Source organism: uncultured Sulfitobacter sp. (assembly GCF_947500075.1).
Classification (GTDB): Bacteria; Pseudomonadota; Alphaproteobacteria; order Rhodobacterales; family Rhodobacteraceae; genus Sulfitobacter.
Map to the genome: position 1 here is coordinate 314,217 of NZ_CANMQS010000003.1, position 15,469 is coordinate 329,685.

The 15,469-nt window shown below is 58.8% G+C and carries 12 protein-coding genes; 4 read left to right on the forward strand and 8 right to left on the reverse strand.

Annotation, left to right across the window (positions count from 1 at the left end):
* Positions 1 to 4: 4 nt before the first annotated feature.
* Positions 5 to 2,755 (reverse strand): TRAP transporter permease, encoded by a 2,751-nt coding sequence (locus Q1A91_RS11415; RefSeq protein WP_299876964.1) that lies wholly within the window; start codon positions 2,753 to 2,755, stop codon positions 5 to 7.
* A 114-nt stretch (positions 2,756 to 2,869) separates the two neighbouring features.
* The gene (locus Q1A91_RS11420; protein WP_299876967.1) at positions 2,870 to 3,829 is read right to left on the reverse strand and encodes a TAXI family TRAP transporter solute-binding subunit; all 960 of its coding nucleotides are present in this window, start codon (positions 3,827 to 3,829) and stop codon (positions 2,870 to 2,872) included.
* 403 nt (positions 3,830 to 4,232) lie between these two features.
* Here Q1A91_RS11420 and Q1A91_RS11425 point away from each other — a divergent pair, with 403 nt between their 5' ends.
* Positions 4,233 to 5,849, forward strand: a complete 1,617-nt coding sequence (locus Q1A91_RS11425) for an FMN-binding glutamate synthase family protein (RefSeq protein WP_299876970.1) — start codon at positions 4,233 to 4,235, stop codon at positions 5,847 to 5,849.
* Between the two features lie 112 nt (positions 5,850 to 5,961).
* Here the strand turns inward: Q1A91_RS11425 and gabT are convergent, their stop codons facing one another.
* Positions 5,962 to 7,365, reverse strand: a complete 1,404-nt coding sequence (gene gabT, locus Q1A91_RS11430; RefSeq protein ID WP_299876973.1) for a 4-aminobutyrate--2-oxoglutarate transaminase — start codon at positions 7,363 to 7,365, stop codon at positions 5,962 to 5,964.
* A 196-nt stretch (positions 7,366 to 7,561) separates the two neighbouring features.
* Here gabT and Q1A91_RS11435 point away from each other — a divergent pair, with 196 nt between their 5' ends.
* The gene (locus Q1A91_RS11435) at positions 7,562 to 8,113 is read left to right on the forward strand and encodes a cupin domain-containing protein (RefSeq protein ID WP_299876976.1); all 552 of its coding nucleotides are present in this window, start codon (positions 7,562 to 7,564) and stop codon (positions 8,111 to 8,113) included.
* Between the two features lie 323 nt (positions 8,114 to 8,436).
* On the opposite strand, the gene Q1A91_RS11440 is transcribed toward Q1A91_RS11435, so the two are convergent.
* Genes Q1A91_RS11440 through Q1A91_RS11450 form a run of 3 tightly spaced genes read right to left on the reverse strand, consistent with a single transcriptional unit; the run spans position 8,437 to position 10,904 of the window.
* Positions 8,437 to 10,158 (reverse strand): sensor histidine kinase, encoded by a 1,722-nt coding sequence (locus tag Q1A91_RS11440; protein WP_299876979.1) that lies wholly within the window; start codon positions 10,156 to 10,158, stop codon positions 8,437 to 8,439.
* A 3-nt stretch (positions 10,159 to 10,161) separates the two neighbouring features.
* Complete coding sequence (locus Q1A91_RS11445) at positions 10,162 to 10,719, reverse strand: RNA polymerase sigma factor (RefSeq protein WP_299876982.1); 558 nt, start codon at positions 10,717 to 10,719, stop codon at positions 10,162 to 10,164.
* Complete coding sequence (locus Q1A91_RS11450; RefSeq protein WP_367278669.1) at positions 10,716 to 10,904, reverse strand: NepR family anti-sigma factor; 189 nt, start codon at positions 10,902 to 10,904, stop codon at positions 10,716 to 10,718. Before Q1A91_RS11450 ends, Q1A91_RS11445 begins: the two co-directional genes overlap by 4 nt.
* A gap of 79 nt (positions 10,905 to 10,983) precedes the next feature.
* Here Q1A91_RS11450 and Q1A91_RS11455 point away from each other — a divergent pair, with 79 nt between their 5' ends.
* Complete coding sequence (locus Q1A91_RS11455) at positions 10,984 to 11,793, forward strand: response regulator (RefSeq protein ID WP_299876985.1); 810 nt, start codon at positions 10,984 to 10,986, stop codon at positions 11,791 to 11,793.
* Positions 11,794 to 11,845: 52 nt separating this feature from the next.
* On the opposite strand, the gene Q1A91_RS11460 is transcribed toward Q1A91_RS11455, so the two are convergent.
* Positions 11,846 to 12,721: a YihY/virulence factor BrkB family protein gene (locus Q1A91_RS11460; protein WP_299876988.1), complete on the reverse strand. Its 876-nt coding sequence runs from the start codon at positions 12,719 to 12,721 to the stop codon at positions 11,846 to 11,848.
* Positions 12,722 to 12,856: 135 nt separating this feature from the next.
* Here Q1A91_RS11460 and Q1A91_RS11465 point away from each other — a divergent pair, with 135 nt between their 5' ends.
* The gene (locus tag Q1A91_RS11465) at positions 12,857 to 14,143 is read left to right on the forward strand and encodes an acetylornithine deacetylase/succinyl-diaminopimelate desuccinylase family protein (protein ID WP_299876992.1); all 1,287 of its coding nucleotides are present in this window, start codon (positions 12,857 to 12,859) and stop codon (positions 14,141 to 14,143) included.
* Between the two features lie 3 nt (positions 14,144 to 14,146).
* Here Q1A91_RS11465 and Q1A91_RS11470 read toward each other — a convergent pair whose 3' ends face one another.
* The gene (locus tag Q1A91_RS11470) at positions 14,147 to 15,403 is read right to left on the reverse strand and encodes an Hsp70 family protein (RefSeq protein WP_299876995.1); all 1,257 of its coding nucleotides are present in this window, start codon (positions 15,401 to 15,403) and stop codon (positions 14,147 to 14,149) included.
* Positions 15,404 to 15,469 lie beyond the last annotated feature (66 nt).

Genomic DNA, 15,469 nt, shown 5'->3' on the forward strand with positions numbered 1-15,469 from the left:
ATCCCTATGCCGCCGCTTTCTGGGGGGTCATCCGTCCGGCACGCCCCCTTTGCATGAAAATGATCAGTCCAAGTATCAGCAATGCCGGAATGAACATCAGGTATTTGCTGGGCTGTGGCACGGGCTGAAGGACACGCACCACCTCCTGATCCCAATCCAGACCGGCCTCCTGCGCGGGGCTGTCAAAGGACACGTCGTCGATGATCATCTTGTCGCCATCCCCCCGGAACAGAAGACCTGCGTTCTCCAGTTTTTCCTCACCGGTCGCGCCCTCACCAATCGGCAGGATCGCGACAAAGGAGATCGGATCACCCAGATCATTGAGGCCAGACACACGCAGGCGCAGGTATTCGCCTGTCGGCGTCGCGTCAGCCGCTTGCACGATCTCAGCCGGTGGCACCTCATCGTAAGGAGGGGAGACCATGTCCATCCAGAACCCCGGACGGAACAGCGTGAAAGCGATCAGCAGCAGAGCGATCGATTCGAAGATGCGGTTCTTGGCAAAGAACCAGCCCTGCGTCGCAGCCGCAAACAGCAGCATCGCGATGGTAGAGACAATGAAGACAAATATCCCCTGCCCCCATCCGACGCCGATCAACAGCAGTTCGGTGTTGAAGATGAACAGGAACGGCAATGCTGCGGTGCGCAGGCTGTAGAAGAACGCAACCACACCCGTCTTGATCGGATCACCACCAGACACGGCGGCGGCAGCAAAGCTGGCCAGACCCACAGGCGGCGTCACATCGGCCATGATGCCGAAGTAGAAGACAAACAGGTGCACCGCGATCAGCGGTACGATCAATCCGTTCTGCTGGCCAAGCGTAACGATCACTGGCGCGAGCAGGGCAGACACCACGATGTAGTTTGCCGTGGTCGGCAGGCCCATCCCAAGGATCAGCGACAGGATCGCCGTCAGGACCAGAATGGCGAGGATGTTACCCCCAGACATGACCTCAACCACATCGGCAAGTGCCGCGCCGACACCCGTCTGGCTGACCGCGCCCACGATGATACCGGCGGTCGCCGTGGCGATCCCGATCCCGATCATGTTGCGCGCACCCGTAACCAGACCATCGATCAGGTCCATGAACCCGTCTTTGATGTCCGATCCCAGTTTGCTTTCACCCCGGAAGATCGCCATCAGCGGACGTTGGGTGACAAGGATGAAGATCATGTAAGCAGTCGCCCAGAAGGCCGAGAGGCCGGGGGACAGACGATCCACCATCAGCGCCCAGACCAGCACCACAATCGGCAGGATGAAATGCAGGCCGGAGCGGATGGTTGGCCCCGGAATGGGCAACCGCGTGACCGGCGCATTGGGATCATCCAGTTTCAGCGGCGGCTCACGCGAAGCGATGAAGAGCAATCCGAAATAAACCGCCGTCAGGAAGACGAAGATGATGTATCCTGCCGTCTCGGGGAAGGCAGGTCTGATCCAGCCCATGAAGAAACTCACCGCATAGCTCAGCGCGCAAATGGCTGCGACTGTGAAGGCCAGGCTCATCAGCCAGGCGACCCATGGCTTGGGTTCCACCGGGCGGGGCAGGCCTTCCATGCCGGCTTTCAACGCTTCGAGGTGCACGATGTAGACAAGCGCGATGTAGGAAATCGTTGCAGGCAGGAAGGCGTGTTTGACCACCTCCGGATAGGGAATGCCGACATATTCCACCATCAGGAAGGCCGCTGCACCCATCACGGGTGGCATGATCTGGCCGTTCACCGATGACGCAACTTCGACCGCGCCGGCCTTTTCAGAATTGAAACCCACCTTCTTCATCAGCGGAATGGTAAAGGTGCCCGTCGTCACCACGTTCGCGATTGAGGAACCGGAGATCAGGCCGGTCATAGCCGAGGACACAACCGCCGCCTTCGCAGGCCCGCCTTTCATATGCCCCATCAGGCTGAACGCGACCTGAATGAAGTAGTTCCCGGCCCCCGCCCGATCCAGAAGCGATCCAAACAAGACGAAGAGGAACACGAATGAGGTCGACACGCCCAGTGCGATGCCAAAGACGCCCTCAGTCGTGATCCACTGGTGGTTCACGATCTCTGACAGGGAGTTGCCTTTGTGCGCGATGATGCTGGGCATGTTTGGCCCCAGCACGGTGTAGAGCAGGAAGACGGACGCCACGATCATCAGGGCGGGCCCCAGCGCGCGGCGGGTTGCTTCCAGCAGGATCATGATACCGATCACGGCCACTACAAAGTCCTGCATGATCGGCGCGCCGACCCGATCCGCGATGTCCCGGTAGAAGAAAAACAGATAGAGGGCAGCAAGGGAGCCGCCGATGGCCAATACCCATTCCCAGATCGGTATGCGGTCCTTGGGAGAGCCAAGGATCACGGTGGCCGCCACCGCAATGGCGGGTAAGGGGATCCACCAGATGGCCACACCGTCTTTCGCAGCAACCATGAACAATCCGGCCAGCGCCAGCGGGACAATGACGCCCAGCGCCAGTTGGAAAGTTGTGCGCGCGGCAGGGAAGGCGAGGATGCCGAGGAAGACCGCAAAGCCAAGGTGAATGGAGCGCGCCAGCGTGTCATTGAACAGACCAAAGGGCGACGCGATATAGAGCTGGAACAATGACCAAGCCAGCGCGGTCAGCATCAGCAGAAGCCCGACCGGCCCGCCTACATCGCGTCCGCCCGTATCAGAGGACGCAACCAGTTCGTCGAGTTCCGCCTGATCCAATCCGCCACGTCCAGCCGCTTCGGCTTCAACGGCAGCAGCTTGCTGTTGATCTTTGTTCGTCATGGTTTGTCCCCCTGTGGCCCCGCGTTTGCGCAGGTGCGTCAGAACCGCTTTTGCGGCCTTGGTCGTGGGGGCGGATTGGTGCCGCCCCCATCAATGTCTCAGACCGTGGCAGCCTTATTCGATCCAGCCACGCTCTTTGTAGTACTTCGCGGCACCTGCATGCAGAGGCGCTGACAGACCGCCGGAGATCATCTCTTCCTCGGTCAGGTTCTCGAACGCGGGGTGCAGGCGCTTGAAACGGTCAAAGTTGTCAAAGACAGCTTTCACCACCTGATAGATCGTATCTTCGTCCACATCTGCGGATGTCACGAACGTTGCTTTAACACCGAAGGTGTTCACGTCAGCATCCGTGCCCTTGTACATGCCGCCCGGAATGGTTGCGGCTGCGTAGTAGGGGTTGTCGTTGATCAGACCGTCGATGGCGTCACCGGTGACAGGCACAAGCTCCGCGTCAATGGTCGACACGGCTTCCTGGATGGAACCGTTGGGGTGGCCGACAGTATAGATGATCGCATCGACTTTGTTGTCACCCAATGCGGCGGCTTGCTCTGCTGGTTTCAGCTCTGACGCCAGTGCGAAGTCGTCCAGTGTCCAGCCCTTGGCGTCCATCACGACTTCCATCGTGGCACGTTGCCCGGAGCCGGGGTTGCCGATGTTGACGCGCTTGCCCTTGAGATCGTCAAAGGACTTGATGCCGCTATCCTTGCGGGCAATCACGTTGAACGGCTCCCCATGGACAGAGAAAACGGCACGCAGGTTGTCAAATTGTGCACCTTCGAACTTGGAGGTGCCGTTGAAGGCGTGGAACTGCCAGTCGGACTGGGCCACGCCCATGTCCATGTCACCCGCTTTGATCGCATTGATGTTTGCAATGGATCCACCGGTGGACGGTGCCGTGCACTTCAACCCGTGATCGGCAGAGCCACGATTGACCAGACGGCAGATGGACTGACCGACGACGAAGTAAACACCGGTCTGACCGCCTGTGCCGATTGTGATGAACTTTTCCTGCGCCGTTGCCATGGTGCCCGCTGTCAGGGCGCCTGCAAGTGCAAGTGTCTTGAATATCTTCATTAGGTTTCTCCCTTTTTATGAACGAACCCCGGCTTTTCCCAAGCCAAGGCTCATTGTCGTTCGGGGGCGAGGGGGATCACCCAAAGGACTTCGAATGGTATCCGCGCCACCCTCTTCCCCTCAGGTATGAGACCTTGGCAGGCCCAGACGTCGGGGAATCCTCAACAGGTTAGGCAGGTTTTCCAGCGTTGTACAACCAAACACTTTGGAGTTGTGTTTGAGCGGCTAAATCCCTGAAACACGGATACTTTCTCGCCCGCCTCAGTGAGACGGATGGTCCCATTTTCAACTTTCAATTGATGGTGAACAGGCACGTTCCGGTCAATGCTAGTGCTTGCGTGGGGCGCGAATAAAGTCAAACTGGAGCGATGTTTTTGTCACGCCTGACCCAATGGAGACGCCCATGCGCGATCTGAATGAACTGACCCGATTCACCACCTTTGCGGGGGTGGCTGTTCTGACACTGGTCAGTTTCGTGTTGATGCTCGTCTGGTCGTGGTGGTTCGTGATACCTTTGGCTGTTTTTGCCGTGCTGACCGGGATGGGGGTCTATGATGTCACACAGACCCACCATTCGATCTTGCGCAATTATCCGGTGCTGGGGCACATGCGGTTTTTCTTTGAAGGCATCCGGCCCGAAATCCGGCAATACCTGATCGAATCGGATCAGGACGAAGAACCGTTCAGCCGCGATCATCGGTCGCTCGTCTACCAGCGCGCCAAGGGGCAGGAAGACGCGCGGCCTTTCGGGACGCGGGCGCGGGTCTATGATGCGGGATATTCCTGGGTCACGCATTCGGTGCGGCCCGTGCATATCGAGGATTGCGATTTTCGCACCACGATTGGCGGCTCGGCCTGCAAGCAGCCCTATTCCGCATCGTTGTACAACATCTCTGCGATGAGCTTTGGGTCGCTGTCGGCCAACGCCATTCTAGCCCTGAACACCGGGGCCAAGCTGGGCGGTTTTGCCCATGACACCGGCGAAGGGTCTGTCAGCCGGTACCACAAGGCGGGCGGCGGGGATCTGATTTATCAGCTGGCCTCGGGCTATTTCGGCGCAAGGGCGGCGGATGGGTCATTTGATCCGGAAAAGTTCAAGGCAACCGCGACACTGGATCAGGTGAAGATGATTGAGCTGAAGCTGTCGCAGGGCGCGAAGCCGGGGCATGGGGGGATGCTGCCTGCGTCGAAGATCACGCCGGAGATTGCAGAAGCGCGCGGCGTTCCGATGGGGATTGATTGCGTCTCTCCCGCGGCACATCCGGCATTTTCCACGCCGATCGAGATGATGCAATTCATCGGCCAGCTGCGGGAATTGTCTGGCGGCAAACCGGTGGGGTTCAAGCTGTGCATCGGCCACCGGCGGGAGTTCATGTGCATGGTCAAAGCCATGTTGGAGACCGGTATCACCCCCGATTTCATCGTGGTGGACGGCGCCGAAGGGGGCACGGGTGCGGCACCGGTGGAGTTCTCCAACCACGTCGGCATGCCGATGATCGAAGGGCTGACCTTCGTGCACAACACCCTGCGCGGCGCTGGGCTGCGCGATGAAGTGAAAGTGGGGGCAGCGGGCAAGATCGTGTCGGCCTTTGACATCGCGCGGGCGCTGGCGCTGGGCGCGGATTGGTGCAATTCGGCGCGCGGGTTCATGTTTGCCATTGGCTGCATTCAGGCGCAGGCCTGCCATACCAACCATTGCCCAGTGGGCGTGGCCACGCAGGACCCGCTGCGCATGCGCGCGCTGGATCCGGACCACAAAAGCCAGCGGGTGGCGCGGTTCCACAAGAACACGATGGAGGCTTTGGGAGAGATGACCGGAGCGGCAGGTCTGGATCACCCGAATGGGTTCCTGCCCTATCACCTGATGCTGCGGCAGGGCGACAAGTCGATGGCGGAGGGGAACGACGTCTATGAGTATCTGCCGGAGGGGTATCTGCTGGACCCGAAGGCAGGGGATCATCGCGGGAACAAGTTGCGTTGGGAGCGCGCGCGGGCAGAGACGTTTGACCGCGTGGATTAAAGTCTCGGAAACTTTGAAAGTTTCCGACCGTTTTCTTTGAAAGAAAACGAGCAAAAAGAAAGGGCGCACCAAGATTGGCGCGCCCTTTTTCCTGTCTTTGTGGGTGGAACGCTTACGCGCCTTCGGCAACAGCCTCCACCACGGCGGCCTCGAAAATGGCCATGCCCTCTTCGACAATCGCGTCCGACGCGGTCAGCGGCACCATCACCCGCAGCGCGTTGCCGTGCATGCCACAGCTCAGCAGCAACAGACCGCGCTTGAGCGCATTGGCAATCACCCGCTTGGTAAACGCCGCATCGGGCGTGGCGCTGTCAAAGTCGGTCACAAACTCAACCGCGACCATCGCACCCAGACCGCGAATGTCCCAGAAGCGGAACGGGGCGGACCGTGCGCCAATCTCAGCGAAGCGCGTTTTCAGCATCTCCCCCATTGCGGTGGAACGGGCCAGCAAGGCTTCGTCTTCAATCGCGTCGATGGCAGCGAGCGCTGCGGCGCAAGCAACGGGATTGCCGCCATAGGTGCCGCCCAGACCGCCGGGGTCCATCGCGTCCATCACATCCGCGCGGCCAATCACGCCAGCGAGGGGGTAGCCGCCCGCCATGGACTTCGCCACGGTAATCAGGTCCGGCACCACGCCGGAGTGTTCAACCGCGAACCACTTGCCGGTGCGGCCAAAACCTGCCTGCACTTCATCCGCAATCAACAGAATGCCGTGTTCATCACAGATGGCGCGCAATTGCTGCATCATCTCGAATGGCACAGGGGTGTAGCCACCCTCGCCCAGCACGGGTTCAATAATCATGCAGGCGATGCGGGAGGGTTCGGCATCCGTCAGGAACAGGTTCTTCAGGCCGGTGATCGCGTCCTCCACAGTGATCCCATCGCGGGTGGAGGGGAACGGCGCACGGAAGACATCCGCCGGGAAGGGGCCAACGCCCTTCTTGTAGGGAGAAACCTTGCCCGTCATGCCCAGCGTCAGCAGCGTCCGGCCGTGATAGCCGCCTGTGAAGGCGATCACACCAGGGCGGCCGGTGGCGGCGCGGGCGATCTTCACCGCGTTTTCCACCGCTTCGGCACCGGTTGTCACCAGCAGCGTCTTTTTGGCCGCATCACCGGGGGCCAGCGCATTCAGGCGCTCAGCCAGCTCGATGTAGGGCGCATAGGGCACAACCTGAAAGGAGGTGTGGGTGTAGTGATCTTCCTGCGCCTTGGCCGCTTCGATCACCTTGGGGTGACGGTGGCCGGTGTTCAGCACGCCGATGCCGCCGCAGAAATCGATGTAGCGGTTGCCTTCGACATCCCACATCTCAGCGTTTTCGGCGTATTTGGCATAGATCGGTGCAGCAGAAGCGACACCGCGGGGCACGGCGGCCTCCCGGCGGGCGATCAGTTGTGCGTTGGTTTGATCCGCAGCGGTGGCGGCAACAGAGGCGAGCGTTTCGACAGCCGCCTGCGTTTTGGCAGCGGTTTTCTTCGGGGCGGCCTTGCGGCGCGGTTTTTTCACGGTATTGGACATCTGAGGGGTTCCTTTAAGACCAATGCGATAAGGGCGCACAAAGGGCGCGTTTAAAATCCTATCATGGCGTTTAATATAATTGTCAATTGCGATTTTGCGTTGTAAGCGAAACACAGCGTTACGCCATCAGGATTGTCTTTTTCCTTCAACGGGATCACAGATACGGAAGAACGCGGTTTTTGGCGGGAGTAAGGACTTGGATATCGGAGCGAAGCTGAAATCCATCCGCAAGGAACGTGGATTGTCGCAGCGTGAACTGGCTGCGAAGGCCGGTTTGACCAACGGCACCATCTCCCTGATTGAGGCGAACCGCACAAGCCCCTCTGTCGCTTCGTTGAAATCCTTGCTGGATGCGATTCCGATCAGCATGGCTGAGTTCTTTTCAACGTTTGAAGACACGGAAACACCCAAGGTCTTTTACAAGGCCCATGAATTCACTGAAATCACCCCAGGCGGGGATGGCGCGGTATCCCTTCGGCAATTGGGCAAAGCCGAACATCATGCGCTACAGGTGCTGCATGAAACCTATCCCCCCGGTGCAGACACCGGCCCCGAAGCCATCAGCCATGAGGGCGAGGAAGCCGGTATTGTCGTGCGCGGCGCAATCGATGTGACCGTGGATGGGCAAACCTCTACCCTGAATGCCGGGGACGGCTACCTTTTTGACAGCCGCCTGCCCCATCGGTTTCGCAACACTTCTGACGAAACCTGTGTGGTGGTGAGCGCCTGCACCCCGCCGACCTTCTGAAAATGAAACAGCCTGACCCGTTTCAGGATCAGGCTGTATCGGGGTGGACCTAGCGATCCGACCTTTTGCGTTTTGACGCACTGTCCTTTTTCGTACCGCGACTTTCGGGAAAGCTCTCCCGCCGCGAGGACGTCAAGACAACGATGAGTATCGCTGCCAAGGTCAGACTGGCCAAGCCCCCAAGAAAGATTTCGACGGGCATGGGGCGTCCTTTCGTTGTCGCCATTCAATGTGTCAACACACGCAACAACCTGTCAGTTCCACGTGACATCAAAAAAATTCGAATAAATCTGAAGGTGCGGCACCGACGCCATAGTGCCGCATCAATAATCGAGGATTTGCTTGCGTTGCAGTGGCACGGGAAAGACGATGCGCAGGGTGTAAAGCTCTCCGTCGTCATTGACATCGACCTGTCCGTTCAACTGGCGGGCAAAGGCAAGGATCAGCTTTGAGCCAAGTCCGGTTCCCTCTTCCACCGGCGCGCCACCAACGGTGTTGACGATTGTCAGTTCAGCCAGTTCCGGGGCACTTGATGTCAGTTGGATCGAAATCTTCTTGGGCGTTTCGGGATTCTGCGGAATGTACTTCAACGCATTTGTCAGCGCCTCAGACACCAGAAGCGTCAGCGGGGCGGCGTCATCCGCGTCCAGGCTGACCGTGGCATAATCCTGCGAAATGGCCACGTTAGAGCCGGGTGCGAGCCCCACTGACAGCAATTGCCCGACAATTTCCTGTAGCAGGGCCTTTGCCTCAACCCGTTCAAGGTTGTCGTTCTGGTAGAGGTTCTTGTGCACCGTTGCGAGGCTGAGAATGCGGTCCTGCAAACGGCGCAACACAAAGCTGGCGTCGGCTGTTTTCGCCTGTCTGATCTGCATGTTCATGATGGATGAAATCAGTTGCAGGTTGTTCTTCACCCGGTGATGCACTTCCTTAAGCAGGATGTTCTTTTCCCGCAAACTGTCTTCGAGCGTTGCTTCATCGCGCAAGATGGATTCGCCCATCTCGATGAAGGCGGATTCCATATCAACCAGTTCGGTTGGCACGCCGTACCCCAGTGTCTTGCTCGGCAGGGTCCGGTTCAGGGCAAAGCGCCGCATCTGGCGGCCCAGTTTGCGGATGTGGCGGATCGCCAGACGGTTCAGCGCCCAAAAGGCCACCACCAGACTGGCCGCCCACATCACAATCGGCAGCATCGCTGCGGCCCGTGCGGTGAGGTCGGTTTGTAGAAACGGCGTGTCCGTTGGCCAGACGCTCATCGCATAGGCCACGTCGCGCACGATCGGCTGGATGGCGTAAGCGCGCTCAATGCCGTTCTTGTTCGCTGCCCGAAAAACGATCCGCTGATCCCCGGTGAACAGCGACAAGGCAATGTCAGGCGGCACTTCGGCTTCGTTGATGTCCAGCGCATGATCGGATGTCAGAATCTCTCCGCGTTGATTGAACGTGAGCAGCGCCACGGGATTGCGGGGCAGTTCCGGCTTGTCCAGATTGTCGAATGCCGTGAACGGGATAGAGATGAAAACCGCGCCGACGAATTCCCGCGCCTTGAAAACCGGCAAGCTGACCACGGTGACAGGGCGGCGGGAAAGCGACCCATTGCTGGTCGAGCTTGCCTGCCGCCGGGGGTTTTCCTTCATCGCCAGGAATTCGGGATCAGATGAGAAATCAAACGGCGCATCCGCAGACGAACAGGTCATGATGCCGTCGGCGGCAATGAACCCGACAAGGCTGTAGATGGCGGAGGCTTCTTTGTAGGCACCCAGAAACTCGGAACAGCGCTCTGGGTCGTCGTGCATCAGTTTGACCACAGGGCCCAAGGTCTCAGCCGCGCCAAAAGCCTCCTGCAAGATCTCTGTCTCGGCAAAGGAAGCCTGTTCCGTCACTGCCAAAAGCGACAGTTCGGCATTGGTCTGGGTCTGCTGGGACAACTGCTGCGTCTGGACAATTGCGATCAATCCGATGGGCAACAAAGCCAAGGACAGAAAAAACAGGACCCGCAGGGCCAGCCCACGGAACAAGGCGCCGGGGAAAAAACCGCGTGTCATAAATCAGAAGGACGCCACTTTTGATGCAGAGAGGACAGACATCGTTGCATCGTCTGTCAGTTCCATCGTGTCGTCATCCGTGTGCCCCAACAGTTCAGCAAGTTGCGCCCGCGCCCGGTTGGTGCGGCTTTTGATCGTGCCAACGGCGACGCCACACATCTGTGCCGCTTCTTCATAAGAAAAGCCCGAAGCCCCAACCAACAGCAATGCCTCGCGCTGCTCATCGGGAAGGGTGCCCAGCGCCTTTCGGAAATCGGCCATCTGCATGTGCCCGTCATGCGCCGGTTTTTCCGCCACATTCTCCGTGAAGGTGCCATCGACGTCAGCGACTTCCCGTTTGGATTTGCGGCGTGAGGAATAATATGTGTTGCGCAGAATGGTGAACAGCCACGCGCGCATGTTTGTCCCAACCTCGAACTTTTCGATATTCGTCCAGGCTTTGACAAGTGTGTCCTGCACCATATCGTCAGCGGTGGCAGCGTTTCGGGTCAGGCTGATGGCAAAGGCACGCATGGCGGGCAGGTGATCCACCAGTTCGTCGCGTGGATCCAGATCACTCATTTGGAGGAGCCTTGCTCAGCATCCTGTTGCTTGAGCTGGCTCAGAAGGCTCTTGAACCGATCTGGAATGCCTTCTTCCAGCGTTTCATCAAAGACCCGCTTGAGGTTCTCTTCGATCACGCGATCCTGATTTATCTTGTTTGCGTTCTTCACCAGTTCACCTTCTAAGGTCAGGTCGATCTGCACAAATAATTGAGCACGGTTTGGAACTAAACGCTGTCACACAGGGTTTAGTTCCCAAGATCAGAAAAAAAGGACACCTCTGATGAGTGACGGCTCTGAACACAATAATATCAGCGACGCATTGGGAGAGAATATACCCTATCTGCGCCGATTTGCGCGGGCAATGACCGGAAGCCAGCAGAGTGGTGACACCTTCGCTGCGGCGTCCCTTGAGGCGATCCTGGCGGATCGGTCTGTCCTGGACGGGGTTGATCCACGAACCGGGCTCTTCAAGGTGCTCTACGGGATCTGGGCGAGCGCCGGTGCGCCTGTTGAAGCGGGCGAAAGCGGCGCGCGCGCCAAAGCGCAGCGTCGGTTGGCGAGCCTGACCAACAACAGCCGCGAAGCGCTGCTGTTGCACACGGTCGAAGGGTTCTCCTTCACCGAGATCGCAACCATCATCGGCGTCACCCAAGCGGAAGCGGAAGAACTGGTGGCCGTTGCCCGCCGCGAGATGAGCGAGAACACCGCCGGATCCGTCCTTATCATCGAAGATGAAGCGATCATCGCAATGGATCTGGAATCCATCGTGGCCGAGATGGGTCATCGCATCACCGGCGTCGCGCGCACCCGCGCAGAAGCGGTCGAATTGGCGCGGTCCGATGTCCCGGATCTGGTGCTGGCGGACATTCAGCTGGCTGACAATTCATCCGGCATTGATGCCGTGAACGACATTCTGTCAGAGCACGGCGGGCGGCCCGTGATCTTTATCACCGCTTTCCCTGAACGTTTGCTGACCGGGGACAAACCAGAACCCGCATTCCTGATCTCCAAGCCCTATTCGGTTGATCAGGTGATGTCCTCTGTATCCCAGGCAATGTTCTTTTCATCTACCGAAACCTTGAACGCCTGAGACTCACTTAGGCTCTATCAAGGGGCTTCGGCGCATTTTCCGAAGCCCTATTTCATGGCTGATTGTCTTGCGCAGAACGCGCTTTTGACCGTTGCAGATCAAGCTGCGCGTTCAGCGACCCCCCGATCAGAACGAGAAAGCTGCTGATCCAGAGCCAGATCAGCATCGCAATCACTGCGCCGATGGACCCATAGACTTCGTTGTAATTGCCGAAGTTGGCCACGTAATAAGAAAACCCGATGGAGACGACGACCCAAAGGCCAATCGCAAGAAGGGCACCGGGCGAAAGCCATTGGAACGCCTGTCCCCGCCGGTTCGCCCCGTAGCGGTAAAGCATCCCCGTCGCGCCCAGCAAAACGGCAATGGTGATCCCCCACCGCAGCACATCAATGATCAGCGTGCTGAAGGTGCCAAGCGGGAAGAACGCAAGCAAGACCGGCGTGACCACTTGCGTGATCAGGGCAACGATGCCAACCACCACCAGAATGATCGTCAACATCAAGGCCCGCAGATAGTGATATGCGGCACTGCGGTTCTTGGTGTTGTAGACTTCGTTCAGCCCAACCATCAATGCACCCACCCCGGCCCGCGCAGACCACAGGGCAAACAGGATCGACAGTGCACCTGCCCACCCGAGCGTGTCACTGCGTGCCGTCACCAGACTGGTGATCTGGGTGTTGATGATGTCATACACGTCTGCTGGCAACAGGCCGCGCAGTTCTTCCAACTGGGCGAGGACAACCACCGGATCAAGGATCAGACCAAGCAGGGCAATGAACGCAGCCAATGCGGGAAACAGGGACAGCATCACAAAGAACGCAACCCCCGCAGACACCAGCGAAATGTTGTTGTCAGAAATATGGGTGACCGTGGATTTCAACGCTTGCCAGTATTGCGCAACGTAGGTCTGTGGGGGCGGAGTGTGCATGGGTTGCCTTTTCTACTCGTTCCAACGGTCGTATATCTTCTTAAGCCGTCTGCCGTCCAAGGGGCGCATCACGCAACAGGGTGATGCACCAATCCATACCTTGCAATACACCCTGCCTTAGACAAAATGGCGCGCATGACAACATCTCTCTCCCGCGCCATCGCTGCGAAACGCGATGATCTGATTGCTTTGACGCAAGACCTGATCCGCATCCCGACGTTGAACCCGCCCGGTCAGGATTATCGTCTGATCTGCGAATACCTCGACAAAAGGTTCCGCGCTCACGGGTTTGAGACGCAGTTGATCCGTGCCCATGGAACGCCCGGCGACAGTGAGAAGTTCCCGCGCTGGAACATTGTGGCCCGCCGGGACGGGACCCAGCCCGGCGAATGCGTGCATTTCAACAGCCATACGGATGTGGTTGAGGTTGGCGCCGGCTGGACGTTTGATCCTTTCGGTGCAGCCGTGTCGGACGGCAAGATCTACGGCCGCGGCACCTGCGACATGAAAGGCGGGCTCGCCGCATCCATCATTGCCGCTGAAGCCTTTTTAGAGACGCATTCGGCCTTCGCAGGCAGTATTGAAATCTCCGGTACGGCGGATGAGGAATCCGGTGGCTATGGCGGGGTTGCCTATCTGGCGGAGCAGGGCTTTTTCGACCCTGCCCGCGTGCAGCATGTCATCATCCCCGAACCCCTGAACAAGGATCGCATTTGTCTGGGCCACCGGGGCGGCTGGTGGGCTGAAATTGAGACAAAGGGAGAGATCGCCCACGGCTCAATGCCCTTCCTTGGTGACTGCGCGGTCCGGCATATGGGGGCGGTGTTGTCGGAATTTGAAGACAAACTCTACCCCGCAATGGCGACACGCTTCACCGAAATGCCTGTGGTGCCTGAAGGTGCGCGGCAATCGACGATGAACATCAACTCGATCCACGGCGGGCAAAGGGAACAACATGAGGATTTTGACGGATTGCCTGCCCACTGCGTGCCAGACAGTTGCCGCATCACGATTGATCGGCGGTTTCTGGTGGAGGAATCACTGGAAGATGTGCGCGCGGAGGTGACCGGTTTGCTCGAAGGGCTGCGCGAGACGCGCCCGGATTTCGAGTATGAGCTGACGGAGCTCAATTCGGTTCTGCCGTCGATGACAGACAAGGCCGCGCCCGTGGTGCAGACGGTGCACCGGGCCATCGAAGACGTGATCGGCAAGCCGCCAGAATATGTGGCCTCCCCCGGTTCCTACGATCAAAAGCACATCGACCGGATCGGAAAGCTGAAGAACTGCATCGCCTATGGCCCCGGCATCCTGGAACTGGCGCATAAACCGGATGAGTACATCGGGATCGACGATATGGTGGATTCCGCCTGTGTCATGGGTGCCGCGTTAGAAACGCTTCTGCTGCCCAAAACCCCTGAATAGGGTCTATGCAAAGGCGTGTTCTGCCGCCAGCGCCAGACCATCCACCACACCGGTGAGCGCGGAAGTACGGTGTATCTCTGCATCCGGAAACTGCCGTTTCAACGCATCGCCCACAACTGCCATCAGGCTGGACCCTCCAACGAACACCAGCTTGGTCACGTCGTTCTGTTTCAACCCGGCCTGCACCACGGTTTCTTCTGCGGTCTGGGCGATCTGCGCTGCACCCTGCGCAAGTGTCGCGGCCATCATCGGTGCAGGCAAGGGCAGCCGGATGCCCTTTTCAAGAATCCCCAGGTTGATCTCCGGCGGCGCGGTCGCGGCGGGATTGTTGGCCATCATCTTGCCTGCTTCCACCGCAAAGGCCAGATCATGGCCCAATTCGTCCTCCAGCACCTTTACCAACCGCTGCAAGCGGTTCGCCTCAACCGCATACTGGGCCAGGTCCTTTGCCGCGCGGCGGGTATCTGCGGCATAGAGAAAGGGGATTTTCTGCCAGGTCGCAAGATCGGCAAAAATCTTGTTCGGTGCGATATGGGTCTGATCGCCAAATTCATGCCGGATCGGCGTGCCACGGCCCAGATGCGGCATGACATGCGCAAGGCTGAGTTCCTTGTCGAAATCAGTGCCCCCCAGCCGCAAACCGTTGCTGCGCAGAATCTCGATCTGGCGCGCACCCTTTTGACGGAAGAGCGTGAAATCTGACGTACCGCCGCCGATGTCCACGACCAACCCCAGATCTCCGGGCGTGAGAGCCGCACGTGCGGCCAAAGCGGCGGCTTCGGGTTCGGGAAGGAAGCGGACATCGTCAAACCCCGCGGCGGCGTAACAATCCTTGAGATCGATCAACGCCTGCGCGTTGCGCTTTTCATCAGCGCTGTGGAACAACACCGGGCGCCCCGACAGGGCACGGTCAAACGTCTCGCCCGTCGCCGCTTCCGCGCGGCGTTTCAGTTCTGCAAGGAAGGTGCCGACGATGCCGATGAAATCCGTGCGCTTCCCCAGCAACAGACGGCTTTCGCGCATCAAACCAGTCCCTAACAAGGACTTCAGCGCGCGCATGTACCGCCCCTCCTCCCCGTCAATCAAGGCCCGCTGCGCGGCGGTGCCATAGATCACCCGCTGTTCCTCAAAATCAAAGAACACGGCAGTGGGTAGGGTTTGCTGGCCCGACTCCATTTCTATCAGGTGGGGTTTGCCATCCACGCTGACCCCGACGGCGGAATTGGACGTGCCGAAATCAATGCCCAGAACCTGTCCCATACCACCACTCCCTTGCCGAAAGGCGCGGAGATAGCGCGGGTTGCCGCAGGGATCAATCGTGGAAGT

Bases quoted from the DNA above. Each gene is read 5' to 3' on its own strand.
- Q1A91_RS11415 (WP_299876964.1), bottom strand. From the start codon at position 2,755: ATGACGAACAAAGATCAACAGCAAGCTGCTGCCGTTGAAGCCGAAGCG.
- Q1A91_RS11420 (WP_299876967.1), bottom strand. From the start codon at position 3,829: ATGAAGATATTCAAGACACTTGCACTTGCAGGCGCCCTGACAGCGGGC.
- Q1A91_RS11425 (WP_299876970.1), top strand. From the start codon at position 4,233: ATGCGCGATCTGAATGAACTGACCCGATTCACCACCTTTGCGGGGGTG.
- gabT (WP_299876973.1), bottom strand. From the start codon at position 7,365: ATGTCCAATACCGTGAAAAAACCGCGCCGCAAGGCCGCCCCGAAGAAA.
- Q1A91_RS11440 (WP_299876979.1), bottom strand. From the start codon at position 10,158: ATGACACGCGGTTTTTTCCCCGGCGCCTTGTTCCGTGGGCTGGCCCTG.
- Q1A91_RS11445 (WP_299876982.1), bottom strand. From the start codon at position 10,719: ATGAGTGATCTGGATCCACGCGACGAACTGGTGGATCACCTGCCCGCC.
- Q1A91_RS11455 (WP_299876985.1), top strand. From the start codon at position 10,984: ATGAGTGACGGCTCTGAACACAATAATATCAGCGACGCATTGGGAGAG.
- Q1A91_RS11460 (WP_299876988.1), bottom strand. From the start codon at position 12,721: ATGCACACTCCGCCCCCACAGACCTACGTTGCGCAATACTGGCAAGCG.
- Q1A91_RS11465 (WP_299876992.1), top strand. From the start codon at position 12,857: ATGACAACATCTCTCTCCCGCGCCATCGCTGCGAAACGCGATGATCTG.
- Q1A91_RS11470 (WP_299876995.1), bottom strand. From the start codon at position 15,403: ATGGGACAGGTTCTGGGCATTGATTTCGGCACGTCCAATTCCGCCGTC.